At 61.0% G+C, this 20,674-nt stretch carries 18 protein-coding genes; 17 read left to right on the top strand and 1 reads right to left on the bottom strand.

The annotated features are described in order from the left end of the window. The first annotated feature begins 5 nt into the window (after nt 1–5). The 9 genes from rnhB (at nt 6) to ispD (ending at nt 12,127) form a co-directional block, all read left to right on the top strand. Complete coding sequence (gene rnhB, locus PVZ80_RS20265) at nt 6–638, top strand: ribonuclease HII (RefSeq protein WP_016705311.1); 633 nt, start codon at nt 6–8, stop codon at nt 636–638. Nucleotides 639–707: 69 nt separating this feature from the next. Next, the gene (gene dnaE / locus PVZ80_RS20260; RefSeq protein ID WP_009047221.1) at nt 708–4,232 is read left to right on the top strand and encodes a DNA polymerase III subunit alpha; all 3,525 of its coding nucleotides are present in this window, start codon (nt 708–710) and stop codon (nt 4,230–4,232) included. A gap of 140 nt (nt 4,233–4,372) precedes the next feature. Then, entirely contained in the window at nt 4,373–5,320 is a 948-nt protein-coding gene (locus tag PVZ80_RS20255) for an acetyl-CoA carboxylase carboxyltransferase subunit alpha (RefSeq protein ID WP_016705313.1), read from the top strand. 119 nt (nt 5,321–5,439) lie between these two features. Continuing rightward, on the top strand, nt 5,440–6,768 hold the full coding sequence (gene tilS, locus PVZ80_RS20250) for a tRNA lysidine(34) synthetase TilS (protein ID WP_273864470.1): 1,329 nt from the start codon (nt 5,440–5,442) through the stop codon (nt 6,766–6,768). A 274-nt stretch (nt 6,769–7,042) separates the two neighbouring features. After that, complete coding sequence (locus PVZ80_RS20245; RefSeq protein ID WP_007924045.1) at nt 7,043–8,674, top strand: CTP synthase; 1,632 nt, start codon at nt 7,043–7,045, stop codon at nt 8,672–8,674. Nucleotides 8,675–8,679: 5 nt separating this feature from the next. Next, nucleotides 8,680–9,525 carry a 3-deoxy-8-phosphooctulonate synthase gene (gene kdsA, locus PVZ80_RS20240; protein ID WP_009047224.1) on the top strand — a complete coding sequence of 282 codons (846 nt, stop codon included), beginning with the start codon at nt 8,680–8,682 and terminating at the stop codon, nt 9,523–9,525. A 157-nt stretch (nt 9,526–9,682) separates the two neighbouring features. Next, nucleotides 9,683–10,972 (top strand): phosphopyruvate hydratase, encoded by a 1,290-nt coding sequence (gene eno, locus PVZ80_RS20235; RefSeq protein ID WP_009047225.1) that lies wholly within the window; start codon nt 9,683–9,685, stop codon nt 10,970–10,972. Between the two features lie 172 nt (nt 10,973–11,144). Beyond that, nucleotides 11,145–11,423 carry a cell division protein FtsB gene (ftsB, locus tag PVZ80_RS20230; RefSeq protein ID WP_007924039.1) on the top strand — a complete coding sequence of 93 codons (279 nt, stop codon included), beginning with the start codon at nt 11,145–11,147 and terminating at the stop codon, nt 11,421–11,423. Next, a complete protein-coding gene (gene ispD / locus PVZ80_RS20225) occupies nt 11,420–12,127 on the top strand; it encodes a 2-C-methyl-D-erythritol 4-phosphate cytidylyltransferase (protein ID WP_016705315.1) in 708 nt (235 codons plus the stop codon). Before ftsB ends, ispD begins: the two co-directional genes overlap by 4 nt. A 131-nt stretch (nt 12,128–12,258) precedes the next feature. On the opposite strand, the gene PVZ80_RS20220 is transcribed toward ispD, so the two are convergent. Next, entirely contained in the window at nt 12,259–13,155 is an 897-nt protein-coding gene (locus PVZ80_RS20220; protein ID WP_009047227.1) for a LysR substrate-binding domain-containing protein, read from the bottom strand. 106 nt (nt 13,156–13,261) lie between these two features. Here PVZ80_RS20220 and PVZ80_RS20215 point away from each other — a divergent pair, with 106 nt between their 5' ends. From PVZ80_RS20215 to rpoS, 8 genes are all read left to right on the top strand, one after another. Beyond that, nucleotides 13,262–14,374: an S-(hydroxymethyl)glutathione dehydrogenase/class III alcohol dehydrogenase gene (locus PVZ80_RS20215; protein WP_016705316.1), complete on the top strand. Its 1,113-nt coding sequence runs from the start codon at nt 13,262–13,264 to the stop codon at nt 14,372–14,374. A gap of 82 nt (nt 14,375–14,456) precedes the next feature. After that, on the top strand, nt 14,457–15,308 hold the full coding sequence (gene fghA / locus PVZ80_RS20210) for an S-formylglutathione hydrolase (protein ID WP_162094495.1): 852 nt from the start codon (nt 14,457–14,459) through the stop codon (nt 15,306–15,308). 52 nt (nt 15,309–15,360) lie between these two features. Further along, entirely contained in the window at nt 15,361–15,834 is a 474-nt protein-coding gene (ispF, locus tag PVZ80_RS20205) for a 2-C-methyl-D-erythritol 2,4-cyclodiphosphate synthase (RefSeq protein ID WP_007924033.1), read from the top strand. Beyond that, nucleotides 15,831–16,889 (top strand): tRNA pseudouridine(13) synthase TruD, encoded by a 1,059-nt coding sequence (truD, locus tag PVZ80_RS20200; protein ID WP_135006284.1) that lies wholly within the window; start codon nt 15,831–15,833, stop codon nt 16,887–16,889. Before ispF ends, truD begins: the two co-directional genes overlap by 4 nt. Further along, a complete protein-coding gene (gene surE / locus PVZ80_RS20195; protein WP_009047229.1) occupies nt 16,877–17,626 on the top strand; it encodes a 5'/3'-nucleotidase SurE in 750 nt (249 codons plus the stop codon). The genes truD and surE overlap by 13 nt, the downstream gene beginning before the upstream one ends. A gap of 41 nt (nt 17,627–17,667) precedes the next feature. Beyond that, on the top strand, nt 17,668–18,303 hold the full coding sequence (locus PVZ80_RS20190; RefSeq protein ID WP_172833404.1) for a protein-L-isoaspartate(D-aspartate) O-methyltransferase: 636 nt from the start codon (nt 17,668–17,670) through the stop codon (nt 18,301–18,303). A 209-nt stretch (nt 18,304–18,512) separates the two neighbouring features. Next, nucleotides 18,513–19,346: a peptidoglycan DD-metalloendopeptidase family protein gene (locus tag PVZ80_RS20185; RefSeq protein WP_007924027.1), complete on the top strand. Its 834-nt coding sequence runs from the start codon at nt 18,513–18,515 to the stop codon at nt 19,344–19,346. A 106-nt stretch (nt 19,347–19,452) separates the two neighbouring features. Continuing rightward, a complete protein-coding gene (gene rpoS / locus PVZ80_RS20180; RefSeq protein WP_007924026.1) occupies nt 19,453–20,457 on the top strand; it encodes an RNA polymerase sigma factor RpoS in 1,005 nt (334 codons plus the stop codon). Nucleotides 20,458–20,674: the final 217 nt, after the last annotated feature.

The following is a 20,674-nucleotide window of genomic DNA, read 5'->3' as shown; positions in this document are numbered from 1 at the left end:
AAAAGATGCAGATGGGACTGGATTTCTCTCTGGTGGCCGATGCCGAAGACCTGGTGGCCGGTGTCGACGAAGTCGGGCGCGGCCCGTTGTGCGGCGCAGTGGTCACGGCTGCGGTCATTCTCGATCCGAGCCGGCCGATTCTCGGCCTGAACGACTCGAAGAAGCTCACCGAGGCCCGTCGCGAAAAGCTCTACGACGAGATTTGTGAGAAAGCCCTGAGCTGGTGCATTGCCCGCGCCGAAGTCGAGGAAATCGACGAACTGAATATCCTGCATGCCACCATGCTGGCGATGCAGCGCGCGGTAGAAGGGCTGAGCGTGACCCCGAAACTGGCGATGATCGATGGTAATCGTTGCCCGAAATTGTCGATGCCTGCCGAAGCCGTGGTCCAGGGCGATAGCAAGGTGCCGGCGATCGCCGCGGCGTCGATTCTGGCCAAGGTCAGCCGGGATCGCGAGATGGCGGCGTTCGAGCTGATCTACCCAGGCTATGGCATCGGCGGACACAAGGGATATCCAACGCCCGTTCATCTGGAAGCGCTGGCCCGCCTGGGGCCGACGCCGATTCACCGGCGCTCGTTCGCGCCGGTACGCCAAGCCTACGAAGCCCGTGAGAACCTGGGCGAGATTCAGTCCTGAGGCTGATGTTTTAGCGAAGGCCCGGTACAATCCGGGCCTTGTTGTTTTTGTGCTCATTACAGGATCACTATGCCGGCTTCATTCGTTCATCTACGCCTGCACACTGAATATTCCCTGGTTGACGGTCTGGTGCGGATCAAACCGCTGGTCAAGACGTTGGCCGGCATGGGCATGCCCGCGGTGGCGGTTACCGACCAGAACAACATGTGTTCCCTGGTCAAGTTCTACAAGGCGGCCATGGGCACCGGGATCAAGCCGATCTGTGGCGCCGACCTGTGGCTGTCGAACAAGGATCCCGAGAATCCACTGAGCCGCATCAGCCTGCTGGTGATGAACGCCGTTGGCTATCGCAACCTGACCGAGCTGATTTCCCGCGGCTTTATCGATGGCCAGCGTAATGGCCAGATCATCATCGAGCGCGAGTGGGTGGCCGAGGCCGCCGAAGGCCTGATCATGCTCTCGGCCGCGAAAGAGGGCGAGATCGGTCTTGCCCTGCTCTCTGGCGACCTGCAAGAAGCGGAAACCCTGGCTCGCGAATGGATGGCGGTGTTCCCGGACCGTTTCTATCTGGAAGTCCAGCGTACCAACCGTCCCAACGACGAAGAGCAGTTGCACGCAGCCGTGGCCCTGGCGGACAAGATCGGCGCGCCGCTGGTGGCGACCAACGATGTGCGGTTCATCAAGCGCGAAGACTTCGAGGCCCATGAAACCCGGGTCTGCATCGGTGAAGGCCGCGCCCTCGACGACCCGCGTCGCTCGAAGAACTACAGCGACCAGCAGTACCTGAAAAGCGCCGAGGAAATGGCCGAGCTGTTCAGCGACCTGCCCGAGGCCCTGGAAAACACGGTCGAGATCGCCAAGCGCTGCAATATCGAAGTGAAGCTGGGCAAGCACTTCTTGCCTGACTATCCGATTCCCGATGGCATGACCATCGATGAATATTTCCGCAAGGTTTCCTTCGACGGGCTGGAAGAGCGCCTCAGCGTGCTGCTGCCCAAGGACACCACCGAAGACTATGAAGCCAAGCGCCAGGTGTATGTCGACCGGCTGAATTTCGAGCTGGATATCATCATCCAGATGGGGTTCCCCGGTTACTTCCTGATCGTTATGGATTTTATCCAGTGGGCCAAGAGCAACGGTGTGCCGGTAGGTCCTGGCCGGGGCTCGGGTGCCGGTTCCCTGGTGGCCTACGTGCAGAAGATCACCGACCTCGACCCGCTGGCCTACGACCTGCTGTTCGAACGTTTCCTCAACCCGGAACGGGTTTCCATGCCCGACTTCGACGTCGACTTCTGCATGGACGGTCGTGACCGGGTTATCGACTACGTGGCCGAGAAATATGGCCGCAACGCCGTAAGCCAGATCATCACCTTCGGTTCCATGGCCGCCAAGGCTGTGGTGCGGGACGTGGCGCGGGTGCAGGGCAAGTCCTACGGCCTGGCTGACCGTCTGTCGAAGATGATCCCCTTCGAAGTCGGCATGACCCTGGAAAAAGCCTACGAGCAGGAAGAAATCCTGCGCGACTTCATCAAGGTCGATGAAGAAGCGGCGGAAATCTGGGAGATGGCGCGCAAGCTCGAGGGCGTGGTGCGTAACGTCGGCAAGCACGCCGGTGGCGTGGTTATCGCCCCGACCAAGCTGACCGACTTCTCGCCGATCTATTGCGACGAAGCCGGCGACGGCCTGGTAACCCAGTTCGACAAGGACGACGTCGAGGCTGCCGGCCTGGTGAAGTTCGACTTCCTCGGCCTGCGGACCCTGACCATCATCAAGTGGGCGATGGAGACCATCAACCGCGAGCAGGTGAAAAAGAACCTGCCCGACGTCAACATCGACTTCATCCCGCTGGACGACAAGAAGACGTACGAGCTGCTGCAGAAGGCCGAGACCACCGCGGTGTTCCAGCTCGAATCCCGAGGCATGAAAGAGCTGATCAAGAAGCTCAAGCCCGACTGCCTGGAAGACTTGATCGCACTGGTAGCGTTGTTCCGTCCCGGTCCGTTGCAATCGGGCATGGTGGACGACTTCATCAACCGTAAGCACGGTCGCGCCGAACTGGCCTATCCGCATCCGGACTACCAGTACGATGGCTTGCGGCCGGTACTGGCACCGACCTACGGCATCATCCTGTATCAGGAACAGGTGATGCAGATTGCCCAGGTGATGGCTGGCTACACCCTTGGTGGGGCCGACATGCTGCGTCGTGCCATGGGTAAGAAGAAACCCGAGGAGATGGCCAAGCAGCGCGGCGGCTTCATCGAAGGTTGCGCCAACAACGGTATCGATGCCGACCTGGCGGGCAACATCTTCGACCTGGTGGAAAAATTCGCCGGCTACGGTTTCAACAAGTCCCACTCGGCCGCCTACGGGCTGGTGTCCTACCAGACTGCATGGCTCAAGACGCATCACCCGGCGCCTTTCATGGCGGCGGTACTGTCCGCGGATATGCACAACACCGACAAGGTGGTGGTGCTGATCGAAGAAGTGCGCAGCATGAAGCTGCGCCTCGATGCGCCGGATGTGAACAGTTCCGACTTCAAGTTCACCGTCAACAACGACGGCCGTATTGTCTATGGCCTGGGAGCGATCAAGGGTGTGGGCGAGGGGCCGGTGGAGGCGATCGTCGAGGCCCGTGCCGAAGGTGGCCCGTTCAAGGACCTGTTCGACTTCTGCAGCCGGGTCGACCTCAAACGCATCAACAAGCGTACCCTCGATGCGCTGATCCGCAGTGGTGCCCTGGATCGCCTGGGCCCCTACTTCCACGACGAACTCAAGGCCTACCAGGCCAACATCGACCGCAACCGCGCGGTGCTGTTGTCGGCCCTGGAGGAAGCGGTCAAGGCGGCCGAGCAGACCGCGCGAACCGCCGACAGTGGCCACGCCGACCTGTTCGGCGGGGTCTTCGTCGAAGAGGATGCGGATGTCTACGCCAATCATCGCAAGGCCAAGGAACTGACCCTCAAGGAGCGCCTGAAAGGGGAGAAAGATACCCTCGGCCTGTACCTGACCGGGCACCCGATCGACGAATACGAAGGTGAGATCCGGCGTTTCGCCCGCCAGCGCATCGTCGACCTGAAGCCGGCGCGCGATACCCAGACCGTCGCGGGCATGATCATTGCCCTGCGGGTCATGAAGAACAAAAAGGGCGACAAGATGGGGTTCATCACCCTTGACGATCGTTCGGGGCGGATCGAGGCCTCGCTGTTCGCCGATGCCTTCCATTCGGCCCAGTCCCTGCTGCAGACCGACGCGATGGTGGTGGTCGAGGGCGAGGTCAGCAACGACGACTTCTCCGGCGGCCTGCGCCTGCGGGTCAAGCGGGTGATGAGTATGGAAGATGCCCGCACCAACCTGGCGGAAAGCCTGCGCCTGAAGGTGCATACCGAAGCCCTCAAGGGCGATCAGCTACGCTGGCTGGGGGAGCTGTGCAAACGCCATCGCGGTGCTTGCCCGATCTCCATGGAGTACACCAAGGAGGACGCCAAGGCCTTGCTGCAGTTCGGCGAAGCCTGGCGGATCGACCCGGCAGATGCCTTGATTCAAGCCCTGCGTGACCAGTTCGGGCGAGACAACGTCTTCCTCCAATACCGTTGACGGTCAGGCGCCATGAAAGTGCGCCGATCTCGACCCGAACTTTTAATCTCGACCTGAACGCGCCTCTCCCTTAAGGTAGGGCGCGAATAGACAACCGGCCGGCCCAAGCTCTCTTGGACGTCGACCCAAGACGGACGCCTATGAACCCGAATTTTCTTGATTTCGAACAGCCGATCGCCGACCTGCAAGCCAAGATCGAAGAGTTGCGCTTGGTCGGTAATGACAATTCGCTGAATATCGGCGATGAGATCTCCCGCCTGCAAGACAAGAGCAGCACCTTGACCGAGGACATCTTCGGCAAGCTGACCAGCTGGCAGATCGCACGCCTGGCGCGTCACCCGCGTCGTCCGTACACCCTGGACTACATCGAGCACATCTTCACCGAGTTCGACGAGCTGCATGGCGACCGTCACTTCTCCGACGACGCCGCGATCGTCGGCGGTGTTGCCCGTCTGGACGACCAGCCGGTCATGATCATCGGCCACCAGAAAGGCCGTGAAGTGCGCGAGAAAGTCCGTCGCAACTTCGGCATGCCGCGTCCTGAAGGCTATCGCAAGGCCTGCCGCCTGATGGAAATGGCCGAGCGCTTCAAGATGCCGATCCTGACCTTCATCGACACCCCGGGCGCCTACCCGGGCATCGACGCCGAAGAGCGCAACCAGAGCGAGGCTATCGCCTGGAACCTACGGGTCATGGCGCGCCTGAAAACCCCGATCATCGCCACCGTGATCGGTGAAGGTGGTTCTGGCGGTGCGCTGGCCATCGGTGTCTGCGATCAACTGAACATGCTGCAGTACTCCACTTACGCGGTGATCTCGCCGGAAGGCTGCGCCTCGATCCTGTGGAAAACCGCCGAGAAAGCGCCGGATGCTGCCGAAGCCATGGGCATCACCGCCGAGCGCCTGAAAGGCCTGGGCATTGTCGATAAGGTCATCAGCGAGCCGCTGGGTGGCGCGCACCGTGATCCGGCTGCCGCTGCTGCTCTGATCCGCGCCGAGCTGACCTCCCAGCTGGCGATGCTCAAGAAGATGGATAACGATACCCTGCTGGCGCGTCGTTACGATCGCCTGATGAGCTACGGTCTCTGACAGATCGACGCTCCTTGTAGGGGCGGGCTTGCTCGCGAAATGGGCGCCTCGGCCATTCAGGTCGAGGCTTTTCAGGCACTGCGAGCAAGCTCGGTCTCTACTCAGGATCCGGTCCACTCATGAGCCCATTCGATACCGCCCTTACGCAAAAACTGCTGCAACGCCTCCTGCCCTGGCTGGACCGATCGGCCTGGCGCATCGCGTTCTCCGGTGGCCTCGACTCCACCGTCCTGCTGCACTTGCTTGCCCAACTCAGGCAGCGACACACACTTCCCCCGTTAACCGCCATCCATGTGCATCACGGCCTTCAGGCTGTGGCTGACGCCTGGCCGGAGCATTGTCGAACCCAGTGCGAGGCCTTGGCGGTGCCGTTGCAAATAGTGGCGGTGCAGGTGCAACCGGGGGCCAGCCTGGAGCGTGCAGCGCGGGAGGCGCGTTATGCCGCGTTCGAAGAGGTAACCGGCAGCAATGAGCTGTTGCTGACGGCTCAGCACCGTGACGATCAGGCGGAAACCCTGTTGTTCCGTTTGCTGCGTGGGGCCGGGGTCAGGGGCTTGTCCGCCATGCCGGCGTCCCGTGTGCTGGGGCAGGGGCACTTGCTGCGGCCCTTGCTCGATATCTCCCGCGACGAGCTGGAGCGTTACGCTCGTGATCACCAGCTGCGCTGGATCGACGATCCCTCCAACCAGGACCGGCAGTTCTCCCGCAACTACCTGCGCCATCAGGTGTTCCCATTGCTGACCGCTCGCTGGCCACAGGCTGCCAGTAGCATGGCGCGCAGCGCGGCGCATTTGCGCGAGGCACGGGAGTTGCTGGATGAGTTGGCGCTCATTGATCTGCAAGAGGCGGCTTTGGGCGCTGAATTCGAGTGGCTGGGATTGCCGTCCCTGGCGCTGGCGCCTTTGGTCGGTTTGTCGGAGGCGCGTCAGCGCAATGCCCTGAGTCACTGGCTGAGCCGGCTCACGCCGCTGCCTGACAGCGACCACTGGGCGGGCTGGCAAACGCTGCGCGATGCCGCGGGCGACAGCCGTCCGGTATGGCGGCTGGGGCGGGGCGAGTTGCAGCGGGCGGCAGGGCGCGTCTGGTGGTTGTCGGATAGCTGGCTGCAACCCGTGCTGTCTGCGCCGAGTTGGGCCGATACCGCTGCGCCTCTGCTGTTGCCGGGTAATGGTCAATTGCAATTCATCGATGGCGCGCCGCAAGGGCCCTTGCAGGTGCGTTACCGTCAGGGGGGTGAGGTGATGCAACTGCCTGGGCGCGGCCACCGCGATCTCAAGCGTCTGCTCAATGAGGCGGGTCTGCCGGCCTTCGTCCGTGGCAGATTGCCGCTGCTGTATCGAGGTGAAGAATTGCTCGCGGTGGCGAACCTGCCAGGTCTTGACGCAAATACCCATGAAGGCTGGCAATTGCATTGGCAGCCGCCTTCGAACGATCAAGGTTTGAGCTGAAAGTCCCTTTCCGGTAGACTACGCTCCCTTCTTGATACAACTTCTGTGGATTCGCCTGAATTGCAGGAGTTGCCGATTACCAAGCAGTCTTTGCTGGGCGATTCCAAAAAATGTGTAGCGAGCAACGTACCGGTGTTTTCTCTTCCGGTCTGTCCCAACGCGGCGGTTTTTTTGAAAGGTGCACTGTGATTAATGCAGGTGATCGGGGGCTTCGGCCTTCCTTCGCTTTCCCCGGCGGCTCGGACCGCTTTAACGCAGACTTCTAGGGTTTTTCATGACGCGCTACATATTCGTCACGGGCGGTGTTGTTTCTTCATTGGGGAAAGGCATTGCCTCGGCTTCATTGGCGGCCATCCTGGAGGCGCGGGGACTTAAGGTCACCATGCTCAAGCTGGACCCGTACATCAACGTCGACCCGGGCACCATGAGCCCGTTCCAGCACGGTGAAGTGTTCGTCACCCACGACGGCGCCGAGACCGACCTGGACCTGGGCCACTACGAGCGGTTCATCCGCACGACCATGACCCAGAACAACAACTTCACCACCGGTCGTGTCTACGAGCACGTGCTGCGCAAAGAGCGCCGTGGTGATTACCTGGGCGCCACCATCCAGGTGATTCCGCACATCACCGACGAGATCAAGCGTCGCATCATCAAGGGCGCCGGCGATGCCGACGTGGCCCTGGTGGAGATCGGCGGCACCGTGGGTGACATCGAGTCGCAACCGTTCCTCGAGGCCATCCGCCAGCTGCGCGTCGAAGTCGGTTCCAAGCGCGCGATGCTGATGCACCTGACCCTGGTTCCGTACATCGCCACCGCTGGCGAGACCAAGACCAAGCCGACCCAGCACTCGGTGAAAGAGCTGCGCTCCATCGGCCTGCAGCCTGACGTGCTGATCTGCCGCTCCGACCACCCGGTGGACGTGTCCTCGCGTCGCAAGATCGCGTTGTTCACCAACGTTGAAGAGCGCGCGGTGATCTCCCTGGAAGACGTCGACACCATCTACAAGATCCCGGCCGTGCTGCACGCCCAGGGTCTGGACGATTTCGTCGTCGAGCGTTTCGGCCTGCAATGCAACGGTGCCGATCTGTCCGAGTGGGAAAAAGTGGTCGACGCCAAGCTCAACCCCGAGCACGAAGTCACCATCGCCATGGTCGGCAAGTACATGGAGCTGCTGGACGCCTACAAGTCGCTGATCGAAGCGATGAGTCACGCCGGTATTACCAACCGTACCAAGGTCAACCTGCGTTACATCGACTCCGAAGACATCGAGAACCAGGGCACCGCGCTGCTCGAAGGTGTCGATGCGATCCTGGTTCCAGGCGGTTTCGGCCTGCGTGGCGTGGAAGGCAAGATCACCGCCGTCCAGTACGCTCGCGAAAACAAGGTGCCTTACCTGGGTATCTGCCTGGGCATGCAAGTGGCCGTGATTGAGTTCGCTCGTAACGTCATGGGCTGGAAGGACGCCAACTCCACCGAGTTCGATCGCGCCAGCGGTCACCCGGTCGTCGGCCTGATCACCGAGTGGGCTGATGCCACCGGTGCCGTCGAAACCCGTACCGAAGCTTCCGACCTGGGCGGCACCATGCGTCTCGGCGCTCAGGAATGCCTGCTCGAAGCCGGCTCCAAGGTGCACGATTGCTACGCCAAGGATGTGATCGTCGAGCGTCACCGTCACCGTTACGAAGTGAACAACAACCTGCTGCCACAGCTGATCGACGCCGGCCTGAAGATTTCCGGTCGTTCCGGCGATGGCGCGCTGGTTGAAGTGGTCGAGGCACAGGACCATCCATGGTTCGTCGCCTGCCAGTTCCACCCTGAGTTCACCTCGACCCCACGTGACGGCCATCCGCTGTTCAGTGGCTTCGTCAAGGCCGCTTTGGCTCAACACCAGAAGAAGGCGTAACCCCGATGGCACAGAAGATCATCCGCGTCGGCGACATCGAGATTGCCAACGACAAGCCCATGGTGCTGTTCGGCGGCATGAACGTGCTGGAAAGCCGTGACATGGCCATGCAGGTCTGCGAAGAGTACGTGAAGGTCACCGAAAAGCTCGGTATCCCTTACGTGTTCAAGGCCAGTTTCGACAAGGCCAACCGGTCTTCTGTGACCTCTTATCGTGGTCCTGGCCTGGAAGAGGGCATGCGCATCTTCCAGGACATCAAGCAAGCCTTCGGCGTGCCGATCATCACCGACGTCCACGAGCCGTACCAGGCCGCGGTCGTCGCCGAGGTCTGCGACATCATTCAGCTGCCGGCCTTCCTTTCGCGCCAGACCGACCTGGTGGTCGCGATGGCCAAGACCGGTGCGGTGATCAACATCAAGAAAGCCCAGTTCCTCGCGCCCCAGGAAATGAAACACATCCTGAGCAAGTGCGAAGAAGCGGGTAACGATCAGTTGATCCTCTGCGAGCGTGGTTCGAGCTTCGGTTACAACAACCTGGTGGTGGACATGCTCGGCTTCGGCATCATGAAGCAGTTCGAATACCCGGTGTTCTTCGACGTGACCCACGCGCTGCAAATGCCCGGCGGTCGTGCCGACTCGGCCGGCGGTCGTCGTGCCCAGGTCACCGACCTGGCCAAGGCCGGCATGAGCCAGTCCCTGGCCGGCCTGTTCCTGGAAGCCCACCCGGATCCGGACAACGCCAAATGCGACGGTCCATGCGCCCTGCGCCTGGACAAGCTCGAACCTTTCCTGGCCCAGCTCAAGGCCCTGGACGAACTGGTTAAGAGTTTTCCGACGGTAGAGACCGCGTAAAACCGATTTCTCCGGTAAAGTACCGCACGATTAAATGCTCAGGCCCGCGGGCCTGAGCCTTATCGTCCGCAAGTCTGCCCCCTGTTCCCTGCTTGCCGACGGTAAAGAGATTCCCTTCAGCTGCGTCGTTTTCGTCAACTTTGGAGTGTTTACAACAATGGCAAAAATCGTCGACATCAAAGGTCGTGAAGTTCTCGACTCCCGTGGCAACCCCACCGTCGAAGCGGACGTGCTTCTCGATAACGGCATCATCGGCAGCGCCTGCGCGCCGTCCGGTGCTTCCACCGGCTCGCGTGAAGCGCTGGAGCTGCGTGATGGCGACAAGAGCCGTTACCTGGGCAAGGGCGTACTGAAGGCCGTAGCCAACATCAATGGTCCGATCCGTGACCTGCTGCTGGGTAAAGACCCAAGCGACCAGAAGGCCCTCGATCAGGCGATGATCAAGCTGGACGGTACTGAAAACAAGGCAACCCTGGGCGCCAACGCGATCCTCGCCGTGTCCCTGGCCGCGGCCAAGGCAGCAGCACAGGACCAGGACCTGCCGCTGTACGCGCACATCGCCAACCTGAACGGCACACCGGGCGTCTACTCGATGCCGGTGCCGATGATGAACATCATCAACGGTGGCGAGCACGCCGATAACAACGTCGACATCCAGGAATTCATGGTGCAGCCGGTTGGCGCAAAGTCCTTCTCCGAAGGCCTGCGCATGGGCACCGAGATTTTCCATCACCTCAAAGCCGTGCTGAAGGCCCGTGGCCTGAGCACCGCCGTAGGTGACGAAGGTGGTTTCGCACCGAACCTGGCTTCCAACGAAGACGCCCTGAAAGTGATCTCCGAAGCGGTGGCCAACGCCGGTTACAAGCTGGGCACCGACGTGACCCTGGCTCTGGACTGCGCAGCCAGCGAGTTCTTCGAAGACGGCAAGTACAACCTGTCCGGCGAAGGCCAGGTGTTCACCGCTGAAGGTTTCGCCGACTACCTCAAGGGCCTGACCGAGCGTTACCCGATCATCTCCATCGAAGACGGTCTGGACGAGTCCGACTGGGCTGGCTGGAAGATCCTCACCGACAAGATCGGCGAGAAGACCCAGCTGGTGGGCGACGACCTGTTCGTGACCAACACCAAGATCCTGAAAGAAGGCATCGACAAGAAGATCGCCAACTCGATCCTGATCAAGTTCAACCAGATCGGTACCCTGACCGAAACCCTGGAAGCCATCCAGATGGCCAAGGCTGCCGGTTACACCGCAGTGATTTCGCACCGTTCCGGCGAAACCGAAGATTCGACCATTGCCGACCTGGCCGTGGGCACCTCGGCTGGCCAGATCAAGACCGGTTCGCTGTGCCGTTCCGACCGCGTGTCCAAGTACAACCAATTGCTGCGTATCGAAGAGCAATTGAATGGCAAGGCCAAGTACAACGGCCGCAGCGAGTTTCGCGGTTAAGCGGTAGATGGTACAAAGACACCGGATTGGGTCAGAAAAATCGCATCAGCGAGGTTTTTGCCACTAATCTGATGCCTTAAGAGCACAAGCCTGGTTCTTCCAGGCTTCGTGCTGTCAGTAGGTTCGAAGTTGTTGGCATGGCTGTCTTTTTTCACTGGATACCCGATATTCGATGCGCAGTCCCAATTGGTTGTTCCTCGTCTTGCTCTTGCTGCTGGCTGGCCTGCAGTACCGCCTCTGGGTGGGGAATGGCAGCTTGGCGCAGGTAACAGACCTGACTCAGCAAATTGCCGATCAGCGCGCTGAAAACGAGCGCCTGCTGGAGCGCAATCGTGTACTCGACGCGGAAGTCATGGAATTGAAGAAAGGCATGGAGACCGTGGAAGAGCGGGCTCGTCATGAACTGGGCATGGTCAAGGAGGGCGAAACCCTCTACCAGTTGGCCCAATGATTCAGTCTCTACCGGCCTTCTGGGCCGTGATTCCTGCCGCGGGCGTCGGTGCCCGCATGGCCGCGGACCGTCCCAAGCAATACTTGCAACTGGGCGGGCGCACTATTCTCGAACACAGCCTCGGCTGTTTCCTCGACCATCCTTCCCTGAAGGGGCTGGTGGTCAGCCTGGCGCTTGACGATCCTTACTGGCCGACCCTGGCCTGTGCCCACGACCCGCGGATCCAGCGGGTCGAAGGTGGCGCGGAGCGTTCCGGATCGGTCCTCAATGCCTTGCTCCATCTGCACGCCCAAGGCGCTGCGGATGATGACTGGGTGCTGGTCCACGATGCCGCACGGCCGAACCTGTCCCGGGATGACCTGGACAAGTTGCTGGGCGAGCTGGCGGATGACCCCGTGGGCGGCCTGCTCGCGGTGCCGGCCCGTGACACCCTGAAACGGATCGACAAGCACGGCCGAGTGCTGGAAACCGTGGATCGCAGCCTGATCTGGCAAGCCTATACGCCGCAGATGTTCCGTCTTGGCGCCTTGCATCGCGCCTTGGCCGACAGCCTGGTGGCGGATGTGGCGATTACCGATGAGGCGTCGGCAATGGAGTGGGCCGGCCAGGCACCGCGCCTGATCGAAGGGCGTTCGGACAATCTCAAGGTGACCCGCCCGGAAGATCTGGAGTGGCTACGCCAGCGTTGGGCCAATCGCCGCTGATCTTAGGTTTCGCTGGTCCCTGTAGCCGCTTACCGGGCAACACGGTCGATCGGTTTGACTATGCGTGGTGATGACCTGCGAAAAGCGCACCTCGTTCCGGGCCGATCGCAGCCTGCCGCAGCGTCTACGGATCAATCCTTGTACTCCGGCCGCTTGGCCAACCCCTCCTTGAGATAGTCCACCAGCTTGCGCACCTTGGGCGACAGATGCCGTTGTTGCGGATACAGCGCCCACACCGCGGTATTCGGTGGCTGATGCGCCTCGAGCAGGGAAATCAGGGTGCCTTGATGCAGATGCTCCAGCACGTAATAGTCCGGTAGCTGGCAGAGGCCAACCCCCTGCAGCGCCGCATCCAGCACAGCCTGCCCGCTGTTACAGCGCCAGTTGCCTTGCACCCGCTGGGAGAACTCGCGGCCGTCCTGCTCCAGCTGCCAGATATCCGAGCTGCCGATCAGGCAGTTGTGTCGACTCAACTCCGACAAGCTGTGGGGGCGACCATAACGCTCCAGGTAGGACGGCGAGGCGCAAAGGTACATGCGACGCGGCGCCAGGCGGGTCGCCACCAGTCGTGAATCCTGCAGGCGACCAAGACGGATCGCCAGGTCCAGGCCTTCATGCACCAGGTCCAAAGGGCGGTTGCTCAGTTCGATATCCACCCGCAGTTGCGGATAAAGCCCCATGAAACTGGTGACCAGCGGCACGATAAACCGTTCGCCATAGGCCACTGCGCAGGTCATGCGCAGCATGCCCTTGGGTTCGCTGGTCAGGTCGCCGACGGCGCGCAACGCCTCTTCGCGTCCATCCTGCAGGCGCTGGCAATGCTGCAAGAAAGTCTGCCCGGCTTCGGTCAGGGTCACCCGGCGGGTACTGCGATACAGCAGGCGGGTCTGCAGCCGTTCTTCCAGGCGGACGATCTGCCGGCTGATATGGGAAGACGACACCCCGAGGCGTTCCGCGGCGGCAGTGAACTGGCTGCACTCGGCCACGGCAACGAACTCATCGATGCCTTCCCAGCGGTTCTCATTCATGACGATTATCCCTGTACAGCAATAATGTTTTGCTTTTGTCCTGATTATTCATCGCCAGGCGCTGTTTTACACTCCCGGTCTCGTTTTTATTCGCTGGAGACCCAGGATGATCAAGTCGCGCGCTGCCGTTGCCTTCGAGGCCAAGAAACCCCTTGAGATCGTTGAAGTCGATGTCGCCATGCCCAAGGCCGGCGAGGTGTTGTTGCGGGTCGTCGCTTCCGGCGTTTGCCATACCGACGCCTACACCCTGTCCGGGGCCGACCCGGAAGGCATCTTCCCGTCGATCCTCGGTCACGAAGGTGGTGCCGTGGTCGAGGCCATCGGCGAGGGCGTGACCTCGGTGGCTGTGGGCGATCATGTGATCCCGCTGTACACCCCGGAATGCGGCAAGTGCAAATTCTGCCTGTCGGGCAAGACCAACCTGTGCCAGGCGATCCGCGCCACCCAGGGCAAGGGCCTGATGCCGGACGGCACCACTCGTTTCTCCTATAAAGGCCAGCCGATTTTCCACTACATGGGCACCTCGACCTTTTCCGAGTACACCGTGTTGCCGGAAATCTCGGTAGCCAAGATCCCTAAAGAAGCGCCTCTGGAAAAAGTCTGCCTGCTGGGTTGCGGCGTCACCACCGGGATCGGTGCGGTGATCAATACCGCCAAGGTCAAGGCCGGCGACACCGTGGCGATCTTCGGCCTGGGCGGTATCGGCCTGTCGGCGGTGATTGGCGCGGTGAAAGCCAAGGCTGGCCGGATCATCGCCATCGACATCAACCCGGCCAAGTTCGAAATCGCCAAACAGCTGGGTGCCACTGATTGCGTGAACCCGAAAGACTTCGACCGGCCGATCCAGGAGGTCATCGTCGACATGACCGACGGCGGCGTGGACTTCTCCTTCGAGTGCATCGGCAACGTGCAGTTGATGCGTGCCGCGCTGGAGTGCTGCCACAAGGGCTGGGGCGAGTCGGTGATCATCGGCGTGGCCGGTGCCGGCCAGGAAATCTCCACCCGTCCGTTCCAGCTGGTGACCGGCCGTGTCTGGCGCGGTTCGGCGTTCGGCGGCGTGCGTGGCCGTTCCGAGTTGCCAAGCTATGTGGAAATGGCCCAGACCGGCGAAATCCCGCTGGATACCTTCATCACCCACACCATGGGGCTGGAGGACATCAACAAGGCCTTCGACCTGATGCACGAAGGCAAGAGCATCCGTACCGTCATTCATTTCTAAGGAGCAGTGGCAAGCGGCAAGCAGAAGCTGCGAGAGCGATCACCGCCAACTTGCAGCCTGAAGCTTGAAGCCTGCGGCTGAAATGCCCATGAGTCTGGAAAACCTGTCCTGCCAGAAAAGCTTCGGCGGCTGGCACAAACGCTACAAGCATCATTCCGAGGTGCTGGGCTGCGACATGGTGTTTGCCGTGTACCTGCCGCCACAGGCGGAGCAGGGTGGCAAGCTGCCGGTGCTGTACTGGTTGTCCGGCCTGACCTGCACCGATGAGAACTTCATGCAAAAGGCCGGCGCCCAGCGCCTGGCCGCCGAACTGGGGTTGATCATCGTCGCGCCGGATACCAGCCCGCGTGGCCCTGGCGTGCCGGGCGATCCGGATGGCGCCTGGGACTTCGGCCTGGGGGCCGGGTTCTACCTGAATGCCACCCAGCAGCCCTGGGCCGAGCATTACCGCATGCATGACTATGTGGTGCAGGAGCTGCCGGCATTGGTCGAGGCGCATTTCCCTGCCTCGGACAAGCGTGGCATCAGCGGGCACTCCATGGGCGGCCACGGTGCTCTGGTCTGCGCGTTGCGCAATCCGGGACGTTACCAGTCGGTGTCGGCATTCGCGCCGATCAGCAACCCGATGGATTGCCCGTGGGGGCAGAAAGCCTTTTCCCGCTACCTGGGCGAAGAGCGCTCCCGCTGGCGCGAATGGGATGCCAGCGTGCTGATCCAGGAGGCCAGCGAAAAGCTGCCGTTGCTGGTGGACCAGGGCGATCGTGACGATTTCCTGGCCAATCAGCTCAAGCCCGAAGTGCTGCAGCAGGCGGCGAAAGCCGCGGGTCATCCGCTAACGTTGCGCCTGCAACCCGGCTACGACCACAGCTATTTCTTTATCGCCAGCTTCATTGGCGACCACCTGCAGCATCATGCGCGCGCTCTGAGCGGCTAATGTCTGCCAAAGCAGGTAGAATCACGCCCTGACTCAATCAGGGCGTTTTTTTATGCGTATTGGCCACGGCTACGATGTGCACCGTTTCGCTGAAGGCGATTTCATCACTCTGGGCGGCGTGCGGATTGCACACAGCTTCGGGCTGCTCGCCCACTCCGACGGCGATGTGCTGCTGCACGCTCTGAGCGATGCCTTGCTGGGGGCTGCCGCGCTGGGCGACATCGGCAAGCATTTTCCGGACACCGATCCGCAGTTCAAGGGCGCCGACAGCCGTGCGCTGTTGCGTCATGTCGTCGCACTGATCCATGCCAAGGGCTGGAAGGTCGGCAACGTCGATAACACCATCGTGGCCCAGGCGCCGAAGATGGCCCCCCATATTGAAACGATGCGCGCGCTGATCGCCGCGGATCTGCAAGTCGAGCTGGATCAAGTGAACGTCAAGGCCACCACCACCGAAAAGCTCGGCTTCGTCGGGCGCGAAGAAGGCATCGCCGTACATTCCGTTGCCTTGTTGCTGCGCGCATGAACGAACTGCAACTGTTGGGCCCGCGGGCCTATGGCGAAGCCCTGGGCAGCGCGGTACTGAAGGCCACCGCCGAAGACTTCCAGGTCGACGAAGTCCTGGACATCCCCCTGACCGGCGAAGGCGAACACCTGTGGTTGTGGGTGGAAAAGCGCGGCCTGAACACCGAAGAAGCGGCGCGGCGGATTGCCAAGGCCGCGGGCGTGCCGTTGCGCACTGTCAGCTATGCCGGCTTGAAGGATCGCCAGGCGCTGACCCGGCAGTGGTTCAGCATCCAACTGCCTGGCAAGGCCGACCCCGATCTGTCGGCGGCTGAAAACGACACGCTGAAGATCCTCAAGCTGACCCGCCACAAGCGCAAGCTGCAACGCGGCGCCCATGCGGCCAACGGCTTTACCCTGCGCCTGACCGAATTGAAGGCAGACAAGGCGGGGATCGAAGAGCGCCTGCAATCGATCACCAAGCACGGCATCCCCAATTATTTCGGCGCCCAGCGTTTTGGCCATAACGGCGGCAACCTGGTCGATGCCCGCGATTGGGCCGCCCGCAAGGCCTTGCCGGAACAGCGCAACGTGCGTTCGCGGCTGCTTTCCACCGCGCGCAGCTATCTGTTCAACCGGGTGCTGGCGGCGCGTGTGGCCGATGGCAGCTGGCAGCGGGCCCAGGTCGGCGACCTGCTGGCCTTCACCGACAGCCGCAGTTTTTTCCCGGCCGGCGAAGCCGAATGCGGCGATCCGCGCCTGGCCATCCTCGACTTGCACCCGACCGGCCCGCAGTGGGGTGAGGGCGAATCGCCTGCTGCGGGAGCGACCCATCTGCTGGAACAGCAGGTGGCTGGCGACGAAGCGGATCTGCGCGATTGGTTGATTAAAGCCGGAATGAGCCACGAACGTCGCATCCTGCGGCTGCCCATTGGCGGGTTGACGTGGCATTATCCCGAGCCTGACATTCTGCAACTGGAATTCGTCCTGCCGGCCGGATGCTTCGCCACCGTATTGGTGCGTGAACTCGTCGATCTGGTGCCGGTGGGGCAGACGGACAGCCCATGCGTATTCTGATTTCTAACGACGATGGTGTAACAGCACCCGGTCTCGCCGCGCTTCATGCTGCGCTGGCGGATTACGCCGAGTGTGTGGTGATCGCCCCGGACCAGGACAAAAGTGGCGCCAGCAGCTCGCTGACGCTCGACCGGCCGTTGCACCCGCATACCTTGAGTAACGGTTTCATCAGTATCAATGGCACCCCCACCGATTGCGTGCACCTGGGCCTCAACGGGCTGCTGGAGCGCGATCCGGACATGGTCGTATCCGGAATCAACCTCGGGGCGAACCTGGGTGACGACGTGCTGTATTCCGGTACTGTCGCCGCGGCCCTGGAAGGGCGTTTTCTGGGGCTTCCGGCATTTGCCTTTTCGTTTGTCTCGCGTCAGGTGGATAATCTGCCGACGGCGGCCTATTTCGCCCGCAAACTGGTCGAGGCCCATGGGCAGCTGGATCTTCCACCACGTACCGTGCTGAATGTGAACATTCCCAATCTACCCCTCGATCATATTCGCGGCATTCAGCTGACTCGTCTGGGCCATCGCGCCCGGGCGGCGGCACCGATGAAGACGGTCGACCCGCGCGGCAAGGCCGGTTACTGGATCGCCGCGGCGGGGGACGCCGAGGACGGTGGCCCGGGTACGGACTTCCACGCGATCATGCAGGGTTATGTCTCGGTCACGCCGTTGCAGCTCGATCGCACCTTCAACGATGCTTTCAGAAGTCTTGATGGCTGGCTGGAGGGGCTGCGCTGATGGCTCGCGAACAGGACGATTTGTTGCGTCGCGGTATCGGGATGACTTCCCAGCGTACCCGCGAACGCCTGATCCAGCGTCTTTACGATGAAGGCCTGTCCAACGCCCAGGTGCTGGAAGTCATTCGGCGTACGCCGCGGCATCTGTTCGTCGACGAGGCCCTGGCGCATCGCGCCTATGAAGACACGGCCTTGCCGATCGGGCACAACCAGACGATCTCGCAGCCTTATATGGTGGCGCGCATGAGCGAGTTGCTGCTGGCGGCCGGCCCATTGGACAAGGTGCTGGAGATCGGCACTGGCTCGGGCTACCAGACAGCGGTGTTGTCGCAACTGGTGGAGCGGGTGTTCTCGGTCGAGCGCATCAAGGTGTTGCAGGATCGGGCCAAGGAACGTCTGGTCGAGCTGAACCTGCGCAACGTGGTATTCCGCTGGGGCGACGGCTGGGAAGGCTGGCCGGCGCTGGCGCCGTACAACGGGATCATCGTGACGGCGGTCGCCACCGACATCCCTCAGGCCCTGCTGGACCAGTTGGCGCCGGGTGGCCGGATGGTGATTCCGGTCGGGGCCGGCGAAGTGCAGCAACTGATGCTGGTCATTCGTGAAGAGCAGGGGTTTTCGCGGCAGGTTCTCGGCGCGGTTCGCTTCGTTCCCTTGCTCAACGGGCCGTTGGCCTGAGCATTTGTTTGGAGCGGGTGAATTCTGTTTGATCGGCTTGGTCTTACAGCTTGATCAATCGGTTAAGCAACCTTGAACCCTGATCGATATGCCGGTACCTGCCGATTTCGCTTTACCGGGAGTAAAGCGCGGGTGGCCGGTTATACTTGCGACATTTCATGCCTGAGCCAGGCATCATTTATCTTCAACCACCACAAAGGGAGCGGCGGGTGAGTCTCACAGTCATTGCGCAGCGTATGGGTACAACAAGCTTTCAGCGACTGGTGATTGGCCTTGTCTTGAGTTCTCTGTTGGTCGGGTGTTCGAGCAATAAATCGAGCAGCGCCCGGGTCGTCGATCGCACCAGTGCGGTACCGCAGCGCCCGACGGTGACCACGGGGCAATACACGGTTCGTCGCGGCGACACCCTGTTCTCGATCGCCTTCCGTTATGGCTGGGATTACAAGGCCCTGGCCGCGCGCAACAATATTGCCGAGCCGTACACCATTCACCCGGGGCAGACCATCCGCTTCGACGGCCGCTCGGGTTCGGCACCGACAGCGGTGGTTACAAAGTCGGCTTCCAGTGCATCTTCTTCAAGTAAAACCACAGTAATTCGTCGTCCGGCAGGTGCCGCGCCAACGATTGCGAGCCAGCCCGCGCCGGCTCCATTACCGCCTGCAGGCCCCGCGCCAAAGGGCTGGGGCTGGCCTGCGAACGGTATTCTGATTGGAAAATTCTCTTCAAACGGTAGTTTGAATAAAGGCATTGATATCGCCGGGGATTTGGGACAGCCTGTTTTAGCTGCGTCTGATGGGACGGTGGTTTACGCCGGGAGTGGCTTAAGGGGCTACGGCGAACTGGTCATCATCAAACACAGCGATACCTACGTCAGTGCTTACGGCCACAGCCGTAGGCTGTTGGTTCGGGAGGGGCAGCAGGTCAAAGTCGGACAGACAATTGCCGAAATGGGATCAACTGGTACAGACCGGGTGAAACTGCACTTTGAGATTCGCCGACAAGGTAAACCTGTAGATCCGCTGCAATTCCTGCCACGTCGTTGATCCGTTACCAAGCCTGTTCCGTCACGTAGAGGGAACAGGTTCCAGCGTTGCCAAGGATAAAGGCGTCGCTTGAGCCTGAGGTCGAACTCACCAAAGGACTATAACAATGGCTCTCAGTAAAGAAGTGCCGGAGTTTGACATCGACGATGAAGTTCTCCTTATGGAGACGGATATCGCCACTGATTCGATGTCGAATGAGGGATCTGCTGTACCTTCAGTTCGTGCCAAATCCAAACACTCCGCTTCATTGAAACAACACAAGTACATTGATTACACGCGAGCGCTCGACGCGACGCAGCTGTATCTCAATGAAATCGGCTTTTCCCCATTGCTCTCTCCGGAAGAAGAAGTTCATTTTGCGCGTCTGTCGCAAAGTGGCGATCCGGCCGGGCGCAAGCGCATGATTGAAAGCAACCTGCGTCTGGTGGTGAAAATCGCCCGGCGTTATGTCAATCGTGGGCTTTCGCTGCTGGACCTGATCGAAGAGGGCAACCTCGGTTTGATCCGGGCGGTGGAGAAGTTCGATCCGGAGCGCGGTTTCCGCTTCTCGACCTATGCCACCTGGTGGATCCGTCAAACCATCGAACGGGCAATCATGAACCAGACCCGGACTATCCGGCTGCCGATTCATGTGGTCAAAGAGCTCAACGTCTACCTGCGGGCAGCACGGGAGCTGACACAGAAACTCGACCATGAACCCTCCCCTGAAGAAATCGCCAACCTGCTGGAGAAACCGGTAGGTGAGGTCAAGCGCATGCTGGGCTTGAACGAGCGGGTTTCTTCAGTCGACGTCTCGCTGGGTCCGGATTCGGATAAAACCCTGCTGGACACCCTCACCGACGATCGTCCTACCGATCCGTGCGAGCTGCTGCAGGATGACGACCTGTCGCAAAGCATCGATCAGTGGCTTTCCGAATTGACCGACAAGCAACGTGAAGTGGTCGTTCGCCGCTTCGGCTTGCGCGGCCACGAGAGCAGCACCCTGGAAGATGTGGGCCTGGAGATCGGGCTTACCCGAGAGCGGGTACGCCAGATCCAGGTCGAAGGTCTCAAGCGTCTGCGTGAGATCCTCGAGAAGAACGGCCTCTCCAGCGAGTCGCTGTTCCAGTAACGGTACGAGCAATCCTGCCGTGAAAAGCCCCGACATGTTCGGGGCTTTTTATTGGTTCTTCACGGAATTCCGGGAAACACAGAAACAAGAACGCCGATTTGATTGATGATGTTCGTGCGAGCAAACACATCTAAAAAACCGGCGTTCTTATGCACGATATTAATACTTTCCTTCCTTTTTGGGAGGGCTTTTCTGTCGTCACGATCAAGCCTGATGG

It is taken from the genome of Pseudomonas sp. B3G-3 (assembly GCF_028640915.1).
GTDB lineage: Bacteria > Pseudomonadota > Gammaproteobacteria > Pseudomonadales > Pseudomonadaceae > Aquipseudomonas > Aquipseudomonas chlororaphis_I.
The sequence above is the reverse complement of the archived record's forward strand: the minus strand, read 5'-3'. Positions and strand labels throughout refer to the sequence as shown.